Origin of the sequence: Hyalangium gracile (genome assembly GCF_020103725.1) — a bacterium.
Lineage (GTDB): Bacteria > Myxococcota > Myxococcia > Myxococcales > Myxococcaceae > Hyalangium > Hyalangium gracile.
Genome location: NZ_JAHXBG010000036.1, coordinates 24700 through 40441, shown reverse-complemented (window position 1 = coordinate 40441; position 15742 = coordinate 24700). Strand labels below are relative to the sequence as shown.

The following is a 15742-nucleotide window of genomic DNA, read 5'->3' as shown; positions in this document are numbered from 1 at the left end:
CAACCACTCGAGACGGAGCGCCGCGCTATGGAGCCCCCGGGCCCTCGCTGGACACGTCCATCCGGTCGAAGGCACGGCCCAGGGTCACCACCCCCAGCGCCACCTCCAAGGCCAGCCCCGCCGCCGCCGTGAGCCCGGCGATCGGGATCGCCCACACGCCCAGCAGGCCGTAGAGCGCGAAGCCCACCAGCAGCGCCACGAAGCCCGCGGGAATCAGCCCGCCGATCACCACCACCAGCGCCCCGGCCAGCGTCAGCAGCCGCTGGCCCAGCGCCTCGATGCCTCTGGCCCGCTCGCCATCCGCCGGCAGCCACGCGGGGAAGAGCACCACCGCGGCGTTCTGGACGAACAGGCCTCCCATTCCCAGCATCGGCAGCAGCGGCACGAGCCCCAGCCCGCAGGCCACCCAGAGCTCGGGCTCGAACGGCCCCGGCGCCCCCACCGCCATTGCCACGGACAGGATGATGAGCCCCACCTGGATGGCCCCCAGCAGCAGCCCCGGCGCGAGCACCTCGGCCGCCACCACCTGCCGCCCCGTCAAGGGCATCGCCCGCAGCATGTCCAGCTTGGGCAGGTCCATGCGCAGATCCGCGCGCACCGAGGACGGACCGAACACCGACATCATCCCCGCGAAGGACGCGTAGAGGATCGCCATCACCTGCCGCGCCATGGTGACGGACTCGGGGGCGAACAGGGCCGCGCCCGCCGGATAGGCCAGCCCGAGCAGGGCCAGGACGAGCACCACCTCCATCCCCCCCATCCGCCGGGCCGCGGTGAGGTTCTTCCACAGCAGCGCCACCTCGGGTCGGCCGAGCGACGTGAGCCGGAAGAACGGCCTGCGCATGACGATGTGCCCTACCCGCGCCAGCCGCTGCCCGCGCTGACGGGCCAGCGTCTCCGCCCGGGCCACCACCGCCTCCTCGAAGGGGACGATCAGGACGGACACCCAGAGGTAGTGGAGCGCGAACAGCCCCAGCGCCAGGGGCAGCGCCCGGAGGAAGGCCGCCGGGCTGTCCGCCATGGGCAGCGCCACCAGGGTGCGCGCGGGCCACAGCGCCAGGCGCAGCGTGGGCTGCTCCAGCAGCGAGAGGACCCACGCCTCCACGCGCCCCGGCTTCACCGCCCCCGCGGGAAAGGGGTGCGCCTGGAGCGCCGCATACACCGACAGGCCCAGGGCCGCCGCCAGCCCCACCAGCACCGTCCACCGCAGCGCCGTCCCGAGCCACCCCAGCCGGGCCAGCCGCGTGCGCACGAACGAGGCCGCGGTGAAGTGCAGGTTCACCGTGCCGAACACCAGCGTGGCGCCCAGGAAGAAGAGCACGGGCTCGGGGCTGATGGTCCGGAAGACGAAGAGCGTGCTGAACAGGGCGGACACCGCCGCCCCGAACAGCCCGCGCGCCAGCTTGTAGTGCAGGAGCGAGCGCCGGCTGACGGGCGCGGAGAACAGCTGCTGCACCTCCGTCTCCGTGAAGGTGAGCGCCGGTCGGTCCTGCCCCAGCGCCCACGCCGCGGCCAGCGACATGAGCAGCATGCCGGCCAGCCCCAGCTCGGCCATCGCCCGCGCCCCCTCCGGGAGCGAGTCGCCGGAGCTGCGCAGGCTCAGCCTCCGGAAGAAGACGGCGTACAGGTAGGCCCCGCCCACCACCAGGCCCACCAGGTACTTCGGCTGGCGCAGGCGCTGCAACTGCTTGCGCACCCGGTTGCGCAGCGAGGCCCACCACAGGAACGTCACCGCGCTCGGGAAGCTCATGAGGCCGGAGGCTCCGGGCGCTCCCCTCCCTCCGCGCTGGTGATGCGCACGAAGAGCTCCTCCAGGGAGGCGCTGCCCGCATCCATGCCGCTCATCCGCGAGCGGATCTCCTCCAGCGTCCCCAGCGCCACCGCGCGCCCTCCGGCGATGACGAGGATGCGGTGGCACAGCTCCTCCACCAGCGGCAGCAGGTGCGAGGAGAGCACCAGCGCCGCCCCCTGCTCCGACCGCCTGCGCAGCGACGCCTTCATCCGGCGGATGCCGATGGGATCCAACCCCGTGAGCGGCTCGTCGAGCAGGATGAGCTTGGGCTCATGCAGGAAGCCGCAGGCGATGGACAGCTTCTGCTTCATGCCCCGCGAGAGCTCTCCCGGCAGCGCCTTCTCCTTGCTCTCCAGCTCCATCTCCGCCAGCAGCGCCCGCCCCTTCTCCTCCCAGCCCTCCACGCCGTAGAGCCGGGCGACGAAGTTCAGGTGCTCCCAGACGGTGAGGTACTCGAAGAGGCGCGGCTCGTCCGGCAGGAACGCCAGCGCCTGCTTGGCCTTCACCGGCTCCACCGCCACGTCGTGCCCGGCCACCGCCACCCGCCCGGAGGACACGGGCAGGATGCCCGCGAGGCACCGCAGCGTGGACGTCTTCCCCGCCCCGTTGGGCCCCACCAGCCCCAGCACCTCTCCGGGCGCCACCTGGAAGGTGAGCCCCTGCACGGCCTTCAGCGCGCCGTAGGCCTTCTCCAGCCCCGCCACCTCCAGCACGGGCGCCTCGGGCGGAGCCATGGCCGGGCCCGCGTCGGTTGTCATGTCGGAGGGCGACACCCTGGCTCCAGATCAGTGCAGGTTGAGCAGCCCCTTCACCGTCTCGAGCACCACCCTGGCCTGTACCGGCTTGACCAGGTACGCGCTCGCCCCGAGCGCCATGGCGCGATCGCGATCCGCCGCCGCGCCCTCGGTGGTGATGACGACGATGGGGATGTCCCGGTGCTCCGGCGCCTGCCGGATGTGGCTGATGAGCTTCAGGCCATCCATCAGCGGCATGTTGATGTCGGTGAGCACCAGGTCGAACTGTCCCTGGGTGAACTTCTTGAGCCCGTCGGCCCCGTCACCGGCCTCGACACACACGACTCCACCGAGCCGCTGCAATGCATACATGATGCTGCGCCGCATGGCCTGGGAGTCGTCTACCACCAGCGCCCGGATCTGCGTCATGGGCGGGAAGATACCATCCCCTTCCAAAAAACCTCTGCTTTCCCCCCGCCCTCACCGCCGACGCCGAGCCAGGGAGACCAGGGCCGGACCGATCTCCCCCAGCGGCAGCACCCGCTTCACCACGCCGGTAGAAATCGCCTCCTGCGGCATGCCGAAGACGACGGCCGTCTCCTCGGACTCGGCCCACACCTCGCCGCCGGCCTTGTGCACCTCGCGCGCGCCGGCCGCTCCGTCCGAGCCCATGCCCGTGAGCACCACCGCCAGGGCCCGGTCTCCCAGCGTCTTCGCCACGCTCTCGAAGAGCTGGTCCGCCGACGGGACGTAGCGGTCCTTCGGCGTCATCTCCGGCGTCTTCAGCACCAGCCGTCCCTCCCGCTCGACGAGCTGCATGTGGCGGCCGCCCGGCGCGATGTAGACCTGGCCCGGGGTGATGCGGTCCCCCTCCTTGGCCTCGGCCACGTGGAAGGGCCCGATGCGATCCAGCCGCTCCGCGAACGCCTTGGTGAACTGGGACGGCATGTGCTGGCAGATGAGCACGCAGGGAGTGGGCTCCGCCGCCAGCGCCTCCAGCAGCCGCTGCACCGCCGGTGGCCCGCCCGTGGACGCGGCCACCGCGATGATGAAGGGGTGCTCCTCTTGAGGATCCACCACCTCGCGCACCACCCGCCCGGGCGCCCGCCGCGCCGCCCCGCCCCGCCGCACGAGCCGCGCCGCGCGGACCTTCTCCAGCAGCTCCACGCGGAGGATCTCCAGCGCCGCCGCCGAGGCCTTCGCCGGCCGGGCGATGAAGTCGAACGCCCCCAGCTCCAGCGCCTTGAAGACGTCCGCGGTGTGCGAGTGGCTGGAGATGACGATGGCCGGCGTGGGCGCGGTGGTGCGCAGCAGCCGCAGGAAGGTGTACCCGCCCATGCGGGGCATCTCCAGGTCCACCGTCACCACGTCCGGGCGCAGGTCCACCACCTTGCGCAGCCCCTCCTCGCCGTCCGCCGCCCAGTCGAGCACCCGCACGTCCGGCTCGGACTCCAGCAGGTGCTTCAGCGTGCGCCGGTTGTGGGCCGAGTCGTCGATGACGAGCACCGTGGTGGGAGGACGCCCGCTCATCGCAGCCCCCTCGGCGGCGGCTCCGGCTTGCGGTACGCCAGATCTCCGCGCAGGTGCACCAGCTCGAAGTCCGCGCCCAGGTTGAGCAGGTTCTCCGAGTGCCCCAGCATCAGGTACCCGCCGGGGACGAGCCGCTCGTGGAAGACCTGGAGCACGCGTCGGCGCGCGGGCAGGTCGAAATAGATCATCACGTTGCGGCAGAAGACGACGTCCATCTGCGCGACGAGCTGGCAGGCCTCCGCGTCCAGCAGGTTGAGCTGCCCGAAGGACACCCAGGCGCGCACGTCGTCGCGCACCTTGACCTTGTTGCCGCCCAGCGGGACGAAGAAGCGGGACACGTGCTCCGGAGGCGTCGCTCGCAGGGCGGAGGGGCCGTACTCGGCCCGGCGCGCCGTGGCCAGCACCCGGCGGGAGATGTCCGTGCCGTAGACCTCCACGTCCCAGTTCTCGAAGCGGCGGCTCTGCTGCAGGAGCATGGCGATGGTGTAGGCCTCCTCGCCAGTGGAGCACCCGGCGGACCAGATGCGCAGCCTCCGGGACGAGGCGTTGCGCTGCTGGAGCACGGGGAGGATCTCGTCGGTGAAGGCCTTGAGCTGGTTCGGCTCGCGGAAGAAGTACGTCTCGTGCGTGGTGAGCGCCTCGACGGCGGCCTCCAGCTCCACGCGGCGCTGGGCGTCGTAGCGCAGGTAGCGGTGGTAGCCGCTGAAGTCGCGCAGGCCCAGCGCCTCGAGCCGGGGCCACAGCCTGCGCTCCATGACGAACTTCATGTCCTCGCGCACGAGGATGCCGCAGTGGGAGTAGACGTGATCGCGCAGGAGACGGAACTCCTCCGCGGTCATCTCCGGACGGCCCTCGTCATCGAAGAGTGGTGCCACCTGCCCCCCCCAATCCTCAGCGCCTCGAGAGGCGCTCCACCGCGTCCGAGAGCGCGCGCCGGGCCAGCGCATCCTGTTCCGCCGCGAGCGCGGCCCTCACCGCCTCCAGGCTCTCGCGTCCACCGGAGTCCCCCAGCACGCGCGCCGCCGTGGCGCGCACGTCCCAGCCCGGGTGGCGCAGCAGCTCCACCGCCAGGGCCACCCCCTCGGCCGACACCGCGCCGGCCTGGAGCGCCGCCTTCACCACCTCCGCGTCCGCGTGGCGCGCGGCCTCCCGGAGCACCGCCGGCTTCACCGTGCCCAGCCGCGCGAGCGCACGCACGGCCCGCCCGGCCAGCGCCCCGTCCGGGTGGCTCACCAGCGCCTCGAGCTCCGGGGCACGATCCACCGCGCCACACTCTCCCAGGGCCTCCACCGCGGCGAGCCGCACGGCGATGTCCTCGTCCTGGAGCGCGCGCTTGAGCAGCGTGCCCGCGGAGGCATCCCCCACCCGGCCGATCGCCCGCGCCCCCGCCGTGCGCACCGGAGCGGCCTCGTCGGCCAGGGCGCCTCGCGCCAGCTCCAGGCCCACCGCCGGATCCACGTCCATCGCGGCATCCAGCGCCGCCGCGCGCAGCAGCGGATCCGGGGCACGCGCCAGCTTCCGGAACGTGGGCAGGGCGGCCGTCCCGCCCGCGTGAGCCAGCGCGGCCACCGCCGCCGGAGAGGGCCGCCGCTCCACCACCTCCTCCAGCGCCTTGAGCACGGCCTCCCGGCAGCCGCCGGAGAGCACGCCGAGCGCCCGCACCGCCGCCCCCGCCACGGAGGGCTCCTCGAGCAGCGCCACCAGGGGCGCCACCGCCTCCGGGGACTGCGTGCGCCCCAGCGCCTTCACCGCCACCGCGCGCAGATCGTCCTCGGCCCACTCGAGCAGCGCGCTCAGCGCCGGCACGTAGGACGGATCCACCATCTCCAGCATCGCCTGGGCGGCGGCGGCCCGAGCCGGCAGGGACAGCTCCGCCATGCGCCCCAGCAGCTCCCGTCCCGCCTCGGAGCCCAGCCGGGACAGCGTGCGGATCACCTCGCGCAGCAGCCGGTCCTCCCGCGCCGCCTCGGCCACGGAGATGGCGAGCGAGGGCTCCCGCAGCGCGCCAGCCGCCACGAGCGCCCCGGCGCGCACGGGCATGTCATCGGCCTCGAAGGCCTGGGCGACGAACTCCACGGCATCCGGCACGCGCTTGAGCGCGGCGCGGGTCTGCGAGTCGATCTCCGTGCGGAGCGTCGCATCCGCCACGCTGGCCTGCGTCCCGAGCGCCCCGAGCGCGGCCTCGCGGACGGAGCGCAGCTCCGAGCTGAGCCCGCGGCTGATGAGCTCGGTGGCGGCCACCTGGGGAATGAGCCCCATGACGCGGTAGGCGCTGCGCCGCAATTGGGCATCGGCGAGCAGCGGCACCACCACCGGCAGCGGGGGCGGCCACTGAAGCTGCGTGAGCGCCTCCAGCACGGCCAGCCGGATCAGCAGATCCTGCTCCTTGAGGATGCCCTCCAGGGCCCGGGCCGCCGTGTCGGAGCCCACGCGCCCCAGCGCCTCGATGATGGAGACGCGGACGTTGATGTCCGGATCATCCAGCAGCTCGACCAGGGCGCTCTCGGCGCTGCGCCGGCCGAGCTGCCCGAGGATGTCCGCGGCGAACTTCCGCTGATCCGGATCGGAGTGGCGCAGCAGCTTGATGAGGGGCGCCACGGAGACGTCCCCCAGCCCCACCAGCGCCTCGGCCGCCGCGTTGCGAGCGCCCGTCTCTCCGCGCTCGCCCAGCACGGCGACGAGCCGGTGGGCCACCTCGGTCAGGGTCGTCAGCCGCCGCAGGCTCTCGGCGGAGGCGCGGCGCACACGCCAGCTCTCGTCGTGGAGCCCGACGATGAGCGCGTCGAGCGTCCCCGGAGCGGCCGGGTCCAGCGCCAGGATGGCCCGATAGCGCTCCTCCTCATGGGGAGCGAGGACGTGGGTCACGCCGCCCCTCCCGTCCGCTTCGACTCGCGCTCCACTTCGGCTCGCAGCAGCGCCTTGATGTCCAGCATCAGCCGTGGGCGCTCCAGCGTGCCGCACAGGCCCACGACGAAGGGGGCCCGGCCCGGAGACAGCAGCGCGGGGGCGGGCTTGAGGTCGCTGCGGCGCACCCGCATCACCTCCGTCACCCGGTCCACGCGCAGCGCCAGCCGCCGCCGGCCCAGCAGGCACACCAGCAGCCGCGTCTTCGGAGACAGGGGGGCCTCCGTGGTCATCAGCCGCTGGCGCAGGTCCACCACTGGCAGCAGGGCCCCGCGCAGGTGCAGCATGCCCTCCACGAAGGAGGGGGCGCGCGGCACGGGGATGACGCGCTGGGGCGGCAGGATCTCCTCCACTCTCATGATGTCGACGACGTACTCCTCCTTGCCCACGACGAAGCTGCACAGCTGGACGATGGGATCTCGAGGCGCCGAGTCCTCGGGACGGGGCCGGCGCGGGAGCAGGGACACGGGCTCTCTCATGCGAGGGCCTGCTGGAGATCGATGAGGATGTAGAGCTGCGAGCTGCGCCGGCCGATGCCCACCACGCAGTCGCGCTCGCCGCCGAGCCCCGGCGGGGCCGACTCGAGCATGGAGGGCTTCAGGCGCACCACGTCCTTCACCGCGTCCACCCACACACCGGCGGGGCCCTCCTCCGTATGAGCGACGAGGATGCGCGCCGTGCGGGACGGCGGCGGGGCATCCGGGCCCGCCACCAGGGCGGGCTTGTCGGTCAACCTCAACCGCATCTTGAGGTCATACACGGGGATGACATCCCCGCGCAGGTTCATCACGCCCAGCAGGTTGGACTCCGCTCGAGGGATCTCCGTCAGCGGGGGCACCCGGCCGATCTCCCGGACGGAGCGGATGGGGACGGCGTACCACTCGCCCTCCAGGACGAAGGCCAGGTACTCCTCGGGAGTCTCCTCCGGAGTGGGCGGCAGCATCTCGTCGCTGCCCGCAGCGAACTCGAGCAGGCCTCCGACGTCCTCGTCTGGCCGGTAGAAGAAGTCGTCGAGCAGTTCGGAGAAGCGAGACAAGGCCTGGCCAGGATAGCAGCCCGGCCCCCCCTGTCGTCATGCCCAGCGTCGCTCGGGACCGATACCTTCCTCGAGCAATTCTGCGACATCCAGAACGAGCACGGTTCTCCGGTTTCCCAGGTCCGTGGCCCCGGAGATGCCCCGGACGGACTGGAGCCGCCCTCCCAGAGGCTTGGTGACGATGTCCTGCTGGCCGAACAGCTCGTCCACGGCGATGCCCATCCGCTCCTGGGCCAGGCCCACCACCACCACGAAGTGGCGGCCGGTGTTGCGCTCGGGCAGGCCGAACATCCTTGCCAGCCGGGTGAAGGGCAGCGTCTGGCCGCGCAGATCCAGCACCTCGCGCCGCTCCACGGTGCGGATGTCCTTGGGCTGCACGGAGAGTATCTCCAGCACGCTGTTGAGGGGCACCGCGTACGTCCGCCCGCTCACGCCCACCACCAGCGCCCGGATGATGGCCAGCGTCAGGGGCAGCGTGAGCTGGAAGGCCGTTCCCCTGCCCCGCTCGCTCCACACGTCGATGAGGCCGGACAGGTTGCTGATGTTGTTCTTCACCACGTCCAGCCCCACGCCCCGGCCGGACAGCTCGGAGACGTTCCGGGCGGTGGAGAAGCCCGGCAGGAAGATGAGGTTGAGCAGCTCGCGCCGGTTCATCTCCGCGGCCTGCGCGTCGGTGATGAGGTGCTTCTGGACGGCCACCTCCCGGACGCGGTGCTCGTCGATGCCCGCCCCGTCGTCGCTCACCTCGATGACGACGTGGTTGCCCTTCTGCTCGGCCCTCAGCGACACGATGGCCCGCCGCGGCTTGCCCGCCGCCACCCGGGCCTCGGGCGACTCCACGCCGTGATCCAGGGCGTTGCGGATGATGTGCATGAGCGGATCGCTCAGCTCCTCGACGATGAGCTTGTCCAGCTCCACCTCGCCGCCGCTGCTGACGAAGTCGATCTCCTTGCCGGCCTCGCGGGCGATGCGGCGGATGAGCCGCGCCAGCTTGTCGAACACCTGGCCCACGGGCACCATGCGCGCCTCGAGCAGCCCGCTCTGGAGCGCGTCCAGCTTGCGCTCCAGCTGCCGCGTCTCGCGCGCCAGCTCCGCGACGAAGGACTTGGAGAGCACCAGCGTGCCCTCCTGCCGGGCGCTCTCGCTCATGCGCTGGAGGTTGGCCTTGATGAGCAGCAGCTCGCCCACCGTGTTCATCAGCCCGTCCAGCCGGCGGATGTCCACGCGCACCGTCTGCGTCAGCGAGCGCAGCGAGGTGTCGAAGTCCACCTTCGGCCCCTTCGAGCCGGGGCTGACGCTGGTGTCGCTCGATGACGGCGTGAGCAGCGGCTCGGGCGCGGCCTGGGGGCGCGCGGACGGAGGCGCCGGAGTGGGAGGCTCCTCCTCGATGGGCTCCGGGGGAGGAGCCTGCCGGGCCGCCTTGCCCTTCTTGGCGCCCGAGCGGCGAGCGGAGGCCGCGCGTGGCTCCTCGGGGGCGGCGGGAGCCGAGGCTGCGGCCCGGGGAGGCGCGGCGGGAACCTGCGTGCGGACGACCGGCGGCGCCGCGGCCCTGGCCGGAGGCCGCACCGGGAGCTGGGAGAGCTGCGCGGGGGTACCCTCGAGGGCCTTCGTCAGCTCCTCGGCCGGCACCTTGGCGCCGAAGATGAGATCGAACGCGATGCCGCTGGCGCTGCTGGGCTGGGCCGAGGGCAGCGTGCTGATGATCTCGCCGATGGGCTTGAGGCGGGAGTTGAGCTCGGCCAGCCCCTTGTCGAAGTCGGACAGATCGAAGTCGGCGCGCACGCGCCACAGGGCCACGCCCTTGCGGACGTTCTCGCGGAGCCGGTGCTCCTCGTACTCGGTGAAGACGGCGCGGACCTGGGCCTCCAGCTCCAGCCGGTCGAGCGGATCCTCCTCGCCCGGAGCGGCGGGAGCCCCCAGCTGCTCGAAGCGCGCGATGAGCCCCTCGACGCGCTCGGACTGCGTGGTGGAGGACTCGCCTCGCGAGGCGTCCACGAGCAGCGCCTGCAGCACGTCGAGCGCCTCGACCAGGCTGTCCAGCACGGAGTCGTCCAGGACCAGCTTGCCCAGCCGCAGCCGGTCCAGCAGGTCCTCCATGCCGTGCGCCATCCGGGCGATGCGGTCCTGGCCGAAGAGCCCCGACAGCCCCTTGAGGGAGTGCGCGGCGCGGAAGATGCCGTTGATGAGCTCGGGGTCCGGCTCCTGCCCCCGGCGCTCGTCGAGCGTGAGCAGGTCCTTGTTGAGCGTGTCGAGGATCTCCGTCGCCTCGGCGACGAACTCCGACAGGGCTTTGCCTCCGGGGTTCACGTCCTCAGCGCTCTCCGGCTCACGCCAGCTTCAGGTACCGCCGCAGCAGCCCGGCGAGGGCCTCGGGCTGGAAGGGCTTGACCAGGTACTCCGCGGCCCCGAGCGCCATGCCCCGCTCCCGATCCTGATCGCGCCCCTCGGTGGTGATGATGAAGAGCGGCGTCTCGCGGTAGTTGGGGTTCTTCTTGACGAAGTTGATGAGCTCCAGGCCGTTGATGTCCGGCATGTTGATGTCGGTGATGATGAGATCGAAGCGGTGGCGCGGCAGGAGCTTGAGCGCCTCGAACCCGCTGGCCGTCGTGAAGGCCTGCACATCTGGAACAGCCTCCACCGTCGCGGCGATGTACTCGCGCGACGATCTGGAGTCCTCCACGATCAGGACCTTGAATCCCATGGGCGGCGAAATGGTAGCAGAAGCCCGCCGGGGGGAAGAATCCTTGACCGCCAGACGTCAGGATTTGCGCACTGGGAGCAGCTTGGCCAGCCCTTTGTCGGCCAGGATGGTGACCCGCTTGCCCTTGAAGGCCGGCAGGAAGTGCTGCTGGAGGGCCTGGGCCTGGGCGGCCTCGTCCACCTTCTCGCCGCCGGGCAGCTCCATGGCGATGGAGTCCACCTTGGCCTTGTCGAGGACACGGGCGGCGTTGGCCAGGGCCACTCCGAGCGAGGCCGCGTCCAGGTTCTTCCGGGCCCCCAGCCCCACCGCGAAGATGCGGGGGATGGGGATGCGCCCGTCCGAGGGCACCAGGAGCCAGTCGTCCTTCACCCCGGTGAAGAACCCCTGCTTGAGCACGCGCGAGAGGGCGCCGCACAGCCGCCAGTCCACATACCCGGCGGTGCCGGGCAGGGGCCGGTCGTCCTCGGCCACGAAGAGGCAGAGGGCGTCCACCCCGGCGAGGGCATCCAGGCCCTCGAGGCCGATCTCGTAGACAGTGACGCTCACGGCTTACCGAGGGCCACCGCGACGCGGTCGAGCAGGCCGTTGACGAAGGCGCTGGACTCCTCCGTGCCGAAGTTCTTGCCCAGCTCCACGGCCTCGTTGATGGAGACCTTCTTGGGGATGTCCGGGCGGTACTTCAGCTCGAAGACGCCCAGGCGCAGCACATTCCGGTCGATACGGGACATCCGGTCCAGGCGCCAGTTGTGGCTGTGCTTCTCGATGAGCTGGTCGATCTCGGCCTGGTGCGCCCGGACGCCCTCCACGAGCTCCTGGGCGAACTTGACGGCGTCGGGATCCGGCTTGCCCTCCTCGGCGGAGGCGGACCACGCGGACGCCAGCGCCTCCGAGGACGAGGAGCCTTCGGCCATCTCCAGTTGGTAGAGCGCCTGCAATGCGCGCTCGCGCCCGGTTCTGCGCGCGCCCATGAGCTACCCCCTCTTTCCTTCCGCCATCTTCGCGTAGAGGTTGACCATCTCCAGACAGGCCATGGCCGCCTCGGCGCCCTTGTTGCCCGCCTTCACGCCAGCCCGGTCGATGGCCTGCTCCACCGTGTCACACGTCAGCACGCCGAAGGTGACGGAGACGGGCTTCGCCAGGGCCGCCGCGCTGAAGGCCACCGAGCCGATGCCCTTGGAGCACTCGCCGGCCACGTAGTCGAAGTGGGGCGTGCCGCCGCGGATGACGGCGCCCAGGGTGACGACGCCGACGTAGCCCTGGGACTCCACGACGCGGCGCGTCAAACCCGGCAGCTCATAGGTGCCGGGGCAGCGGTACACGTCGATGTCCCCGTCGGCCACGCCGTGGCGCACGAGCGAGTCCACCGCGCCCTTGACGAGCTCCTCGGTGATGAACGCGTTGAAGCGGGCAACGCAGATGGCGAAGCGGCCCTTGGGGGGCAGGAAGTCACCTTCGATGTAGCGAGGCATGAGAGCTTCCTACACCAGGGGCCCGGCCCGCGTCTTCACGACTTGTCACGCCGCCGTCGGGGAGTGCGCGCCGCCACCCGCCGGGGGGCGTCCTCCCGGGTGAGGGGGATCTGCTCCACCACCTCCAGGGAGTAGCTCTCCAGGCCCACGATCTTCTTGGGGTTGTTGGTCAGCAGACGCAGCCGGCTCAGCCCCAGGTCCTTGAGGATCTGCGCCCCGACGCCGAACTCGCGCAGGCGCGTCTGGTCCGGCTTGCCCTGGATGACCTCCTCGTTGGAGACGTGGGTGCACTGCAGCCGGGCCTTCGCCTGAACGTCCTTCTGGAGATAGATGATGACGCCCCGCCCGGCCGCCTGGATCTGCTGGAAGGCCTGCTCGAGCTGGCTGCCGCACTCGCACCGGCTGCTGCCCAACAGATCGCCCATGAGGCAGGCGCGGTGGACGCGGGTGAGCACGGGCTCCTTGCCGCGAACGTCCCCCTTCACCAGGGCCACATGGACGGCGGAGTCCACGTCGCTGCCATAGGTGTAGGCCTGGAAGGAGCCGGCGCCGCGGCGCTCGACGGTGGCCGTGGCGATGCGCTTGACCAGGCGCTCGCGCTCCAGCCGGTAGCGGATGATGTCCGCCACCGAGAGCAGCACCATCTTGTGCTTCCGAGCGAACTTCACCAGGTCCGGCCTGCGGGCCATGGTGCCGTCGGGGTTCATGATCTCGCAGATGACGCCGGACGGGGACAGCCCGGCCAGGCGGGCCAGATCCACGCTGCCCTCGGTCTGCCCGGTGCGCACCAGCACGCCGCCATCGCGGGCGCGCAGGGGGAAGATGTGGCCGGGGCGCACCAGATCGCCCGGCCTGGCGTTGGGAGCCACCGCCGCCTGGACGGTGCGGGCCCGGTCCGCGGCGGAGATGCCGGTGGTGACGCCGCGCGCGGCCTCGATGGAGACGGTGAAGGCCGTCTGGAAGGGCGAGGTGTTGTCCTGCACCATCAGCGGCAGGTTGAGCCGGCGGATGCGCTCGTCGGTGAGGGCCAGGCAGATGAGGCCGCGCCCGTGGGTGGCCATGAAGTTGATGGCCTCCGGCGTCACCTTCTCGGCCGCCATCACGAGGTCTCCCTCGTTCTCGCGATCCTCGTCATCGGTGAGGATGACCATGCGGCCCTTGCGGATCTCCGCGAGCGCCCGCTCCACCAGCGCGATGACGTCCGTGCCCTTCGCCATGACTTCGCTCTCCTAGCCTTTCGTCCCGAAGCCGGCCGCCTTCAGCACGTCCTCGGTCAGCCCGCTGCCCGGGGCCTGGCGCAGCGAGAACAGCCGCGCCACATACTTGCCGATCATGTCCGCTTCCAGGTTCACGCGCGAGCCCACCCCCTTGCCCTGCAGCGTGGTGCGCGCCTGCGTCTCGGGGATGAGCTGCACGGTGAAGCGGTCCGGGAGCACGGCGTTCACGGTGAGGCTGATGCCATCCACCGCCACCGAGCCCTTCTCGATGAAGTAGGGCGCCAGCTCAGCGGGCAGGCGGAACGCCATCACCCACGAGCCGCCCTCGGGCCGCGTCTCCAGCACCTCGCTCACCGCGTCCACGTGGCCCGCCACGAGGTGCCCGCCCAGCCGATCGCCCAGCGCCAGGGCTCGCTCCAGGTTCACCCGGGAGCCGGGGCGCAGCTCGCCCATCGTCGTGCGGCGCAGCGTCTCCGGGGCGGCCTGGACCTTGAAGATGTCTCCGCTGCGCTCCACCACCGTGAGGCAGGCACCATCCACGGCGATGGACTCGCCGAGGGCAAAGCCGCCGGCTCCCAGCGCGGTGCGGATCCACAGGTCGGTCATCCCACCTGGGACGACACGGTCGACAACACCCACATCCTGAACGAGACCGGTGAACATCGGCGGGGCTTATAACGAATTCTTCAGAGCCGTGCCTGAAGGAGCAGATCCTCTCCCAGCTGCTCGTAGGTGACGTGCTTGAGAGAGAGGGCCTCGGACATCATCTTCACGCCCAGGTCTCCCGACCAGGAGAGGCCCTGGCTGCCGATGAGCTTGGGAGCCAGGAACAGGGCCAGCTCGTCGGCCAGCCGCTCCCGGAGGAAGGAGCCGTACATCTCCGCCCCACCCTCCACGAGCACGTGGTTGAAGCCGGCGTGGCCGATGCGCGTCAGCAGGGCCTTGAGGTCCACGCGGTCGCGCCTGGCGCGCACCTGCCACACCTCGACGCCCTGAGCGGAGAAGCGGCGCGCCTTGCGGCCCTCGGGGTCCTCCAGGGTGGCGAGCACCGTCTTCGCCGGGGAGCGCTGGGTGAAGATGGTGGCGGACGGCTTCAGGCTCAGGCGCGAGTCCACCACCACGCGCACCGGGTCCCTCCCTCCGCCGCCGGGCAGCCGGGTGGTGAGCTTGGGATCATCCCGGCGCACCGTGTTGGAGCCCACGAGGATGACATCCACCTGGTTGCGCAGCTGGTGGACCCAGGCGCGCGCCGTCTCGCCCGTCACCCAGCGCGAGTCACCGGTGGCCGTGGCCAGCTTGCCATCCAGCGTCACCGCCGCCTTGAGCGTGACGTAGGGCATGCCCGTGCGGATGGTCTTGAAGAAGGCCCGGTTGAGCGTGGTGGCCTCTTCCTCGAGCACGCCGGTGAGCACCTCCACCCCGGCGCGCCGGAGCCTGGCGATGCCCTTGCCATTCACCCGCGGGTTCGGGTCCCCGGCGGCGCTGATGACGCGGCGCACGCCGGCCTCGAGGATGGCCAGGGTGCACGGGGGCGTGCGCCCATAGTGGCTGCACGGCTCGAGCGTCGTGTAGAGGTCCGCGCCGCGCGCCCGAGGGCCGGCCGCCGCCAGCGCCATCACCTCCGCGTGGGCCTGTCCCGCCGGCTGGGTGAAGCCACGAGCGATGATGCGCCCGCCCTTCACCAGCACCGCGCCCACGGCCGGGTTGGGGCTGGTGCGGCCCAGGCCCTTGGTGGCCTCCTCCAGCGCGATGCGCATGAAGAACTCGGCCACGGCCCGGTCGAAGTCCGCGGCGCGCTTTGCTCTCGGGGCCCTGCTGGCCTTCAGGCGTGCCCGAGTCAGCAGCCTCATGACGGCTGGCCACCCTTGCCGGGCTGGGGCTTGGGCCGGGCTTCCTTCGACTGATCGGCCAGCTCGCGCAGCTCGTTCATGAACTCGGCGATGTCGCGGAAGCTCCGGTACACCGAGGCGAAGCGCACATAGGCCACCTCGTCCAGCGCGCGCAGGTGCTTCATCACCTCTTCGCCGATGACGCTGGAGGGCACCTCCTTCTCGCCCATGCCCTGCAGCATCCGCTCGATGGCCTCCACCGTCTGCTCGACCTGGTCGGCCGACACGGGGCGCTTCTCGCAGGCCTTCTTCAGCCCGTTGACGATCTTGTCCCGATCGAAGGCCTCGCGCCGGCCGTCCTTCTTCACGATGAGCGGGTAGAGCTCCTCCACCCGCTCGTACGTGGTGAAGCGGCGCTTGCACTGCAGGCACTCGCGGCGCCGGCGGATGACCGAGCCCTCATGCGACTCGCGCGAGTCGATGACCTTGTTCTCGGTGTCCTGGCAGAAGGGGCAGCGCATCGGGAGCGG

Annotated in this window: 17 protein-coding genes; all 17 read right to left on the bottom strand. The window is 71.4% G+C overall.

All coding sequences use genetic code 11. From position 1 onward, the window contains the following. Window positions 1-25: 25 nt before the first annotated feature. The 17 genes from KY572_RS42530 to nrdR are packed head-to-tail and all read right to left on the bottom strand — an operon-like array spanning window position 26 to window position 15733. Entirely contained in the window at window positions 26-1750 is a 1725-nt protein-coding gene (locus tag KY572_RS42530; RefSeq protein ID WP_224249495.1) for a putative ABC exporter domain-containing protein, read from the bottom strand. Beyond that, entirely contained in the window at window positions 1747-2550 is an 804-nt protein-coding gene (locus KY572_RS42525) for an ABC transporter ATP-binding protein (protein ID WP_224249494.1), read from the bottom strand. The genes KY572_RS42530 and KY572_RS42525 overlap by 4 nt, the downstream gene beginning before the upstream one ends. A gap of 27 nt (window positions 2551-2577) precedes the next feature. Continuing rightward, a complete protein-coding gene (locus KY572_RS42520; RefSeq protein ID WP_224249493.1) occupies window positions 2578-2955 on the bottom strand; it encodes a response regulator in 378 nt (125 codons plus the stop codon). A 51-nt stretch (window positions 2956-3006) separates the two neighbouring features. Next, complete coding sequence (cheB, locus tag KY572_RS42515; protein ID WP_224249492.1) at window positions 3007-4056, bottom strand: chemotaxis-specific protein-glutamate methyltransferase CheB; 1050 nt, start codon at window positions 4054-4056, stop codon at window positions 3007-3009. Beyond that, window positions 4053-4895 carry a CheR family methyltransferase gene (locus KY572_RS42510; protein WP_224249541.1) on the bottom strand — a complete coding sequence of 281 codons (843 nt, stop codon included), beginning with the start codon at window positions 4893-4895 and terminating at the stop codon, window positions 4053-4055. Before KY572_RS42510 ends, cheB begins: the two co-directional genes overlap by 4 nt. Window positions 4896-4947: 52 nt before the next feature. Further along, window positions 4948-6921: a HEAT repeat domain-containing protein gene (locus KY572_RS42505; protein ID WP_224249491.1), complete on the bottom strand. Its 1974-nt coding sequence runs from the start codon at window positions 6919-6921 to the stop codon at window positions 4948-4950. Beyond that, entirely contained in the window at window positions 6918-7439 is a 522-nt protein-coding gene (locus KY572_RS42500) for a chemotaxis protein CheW (RefSeq protein ID WP_224249490.1), read from the bottom strand. Before KY572_RS42500 ends, KY572_RS42505 begins: the two co-directional genes overlap by 4 nt. After that, window positions 7436-7996, bottom strand: a complete 561-nt coding sequence (locus tag KY572_RS42495; RefSeq protein WP_224249489.1) for a chemotaxis protein CheW — start codon at window positions 7994-7996, stop codon at window positions 7436-7438. The genes KY572_RS42500 and KY572_RS42495 overlap by 4 nt, the downstream gene beginning before the upstream one ends. Before the next feature lie 36 nt (window positions 7997-8032). After that, window positions 8033-10303 carry a chemotaxis protein CheA gene (locus KY572_RS42490; RefSeq protein ID WP_224249488.1) on the bottom strand — a complete coding sequence of 757 codons (2271 nt, stop codon included), beginning with the start codon at window positions 10301-10303 and terminating at the stop codon, window positions 8033-8035. A gap of 19 nt (window positions 10304-10322) precedes the next feature. After that, the gene (locus KY572_RS42485) at window positions 10323-10697 is read right to left on the bottom strand and encodes a response regulator (RefSeq protein ID WP_224249487.1); all 375 of its coding nucleotides are present in this window, start codon (window positions 10695-10697) and stop codon (window positions 10323-10325) included. A 57-nt stretch (window positions 10698-10754) separates the two neighbouring features. After that, window positions 10755-11243 (bottom strand): M17 family peptidase N-terminal domain-containing protein, encoded by a 489-nt coding sequence (locus tag KY572_RS42480; protein ID WP_224249486.1) that lies wholly within the window; start codon window positions 11241-11243, stop codon window positions 10755-10757. Next, on the bottom strand, window positions 11240-11665 hold the full coding sequence (nusB, locus tag KY572_RS42475) for a transcription antitermination factor NusB (RefSeq protein ID WP_224249485.1): 426 nt from the start codon (window positions 11663-11665) through the stop codon (window positions 11240-11242). Before nusB ends, KY572_RS42480 begins: the two co-directional genes overlap by 4 nt. A 3-nt stretch (window positions 11666-11668) precedes the next feature. Beyond that, window positions 11669-12166, bottom strand: coding sequence for a 6,7-dimethyl-8-ribityllumazine synthase (gene ribH / locus KY572_RS42470; RefSeq protein WP_224249484.1), 498 nt, complete (start codon window positions 12164-12166; stop codon window positions 11669-11671). A 35-nt stretch (window positions 12167-12201) separates the two neighbouring features. Then, window positions 12202-13383, bottom strand: coding sequence for a 3,4-dihydroxy-2-butanone-4-phosphate synthase (gene ribB, locus KY572_RS42465; RefSeq protein ID WP_224249483.1), 1182 nt, complete (start codon window positions 13381-13383; stop codon window positions 12202-12204). Window positions 13384-13395: 12 nt separating this feature from the next. After that, the gene (locus KY572_RS42460; RefSeq protein WP_224249482.1) at window positions 13396-14046 is read right to left on the bottom strand and encodes a riboflavin synthase; all 651 of its coding nucleotides are present in this window, start codon (window positions 14044-14046) and stop codon (window positions 13396-13398) included. Between the two features lie 23 nt (window positions 14047-14069). Then, complete coding sequence (gene ribD, locus KY572_RS42455; protein WP_224249481.1) at window positions 14070-15233, bottom strand: bifunctional diaminohydroxyphosphoribosylaminopyrimidine deaminase/5-amino-6-(5-phosphoribosylamino)uracil reductase RibD; 1164 nt, start codon at window positions 15231-15233, stop codon at window positions 14070-14072. After that, entirely contained in the window at window positions 15230-15733 is a 504-nt protein-coding gene (gene nrdR, locus KY572_RS42450; RefSeq protein WP_224249480.1) for a transcriptional regulator NrdR, read from the bottom strand. Before nrdR ends, ribD begins: the two co-directional genes overlap by 4 nt. Window positions 15734-15742: the final 9 nt, after the last annotated feature.

What these genes read in the sequence shown, in the direction of transcription:
- nusB (WP_224249485.1), bottom strand. Translation starts at nt 11,665, where the DNA reads ATGGGCGCGCGCAGAACCGGGCGCGAGCGCGCATTGCAGGCGCTCTAC.
- KY572_RS42520 (WP_224249493.1), bottom strand. Translation starts at nt 2,955, where the DNA reads ATGACGCAGATCCGGGCGCTGGTGGTAGACGACTCCCAGGCCATGCGG.
- KY572_RS42485 (WP_224249487.1), bottom strand. Translation starts at nt 10,697, where the DNA reads ATGGGATTCAAGGTCCTGATCGTGGAGGACTCCAGATCGTCGCGCGAG.
- ribB (WP_224249483.1), bottom strand. Translation starts at nt 13,383, where the DNA reads ATGGCGAAGGGCACGGACGTCATCGCGCTGGTGGAGCGGGCGCTCGCG.
- KY572_RS42460 (WP_224249482.1), bottom strand. Translation starts at nt 14,046, where the DNA reads ATGTTCACCGGTCTCGTTCAGGATGTGGGTGTTGTCGACCGTGTCGTC.
- KY572_RS42525 (WP_224249494.1), bottom strand. Translation starts at nt 2,550, where the DNA reads ATGACAACCGACGCGGGCCCGGCCATGGCTCCGCCCGAGGCGCCCGTG.
- nrdR (WP_224249480.1), bottom strand. Translation starts at nt 15,733, where the DNA reads ATGCGCTGCCCCTTCTGCCAGGACACCGAGAACAAGGTCATCGACTCG.
- KY572_RS42510 (WP_224249541.1), bottom strand. Translation starts at nt 4,895, where the DNA reads ATGACCGCGGAGGAGTTCCGTCTCCTGCGCGATCACGTCTACTCCCAC.
- ribH (WP_224249484.1), bottom strand. Translation starts at nt 12,166, where the DNA reads ATGCCTCGCTACATCGAAGGTGACTTCCTGCCCCCCAAGGGCCGCTTC.
- ribD (WP_224249481.1), bottom strand. Translation starts at nt 15,233, where the DNA reads ATGAGGCTGCTGACTCGGGCACGCCTGAAGGCCAGCAGGGCCCCGAGA.
- KY572_RS42500 (WP_224249490.1), bottom strand. Translation starts at nt 7,439, where the DNA reads ATGAGAGAGCCCGTGTCCCTGCTCCCGCGCCGGCCCCGTCCCGAGGAC.
- cheB (WP_224249492.1), bottom strand. Translation starts at nt 4,056, where the DNA reads ATGAGCGGGCGTCCTCCCACCACGGTGCTCGTCATCGACGACTCGGCC.
- KY572_RS42530 (WP_224249495.1), bottom strand. Translation starts at nt 1,750, where the DNA reads ATGAGCTTCCCGAGCGCGGTGACGTTCCTGTGGTGGGCCTCGCTGCGC.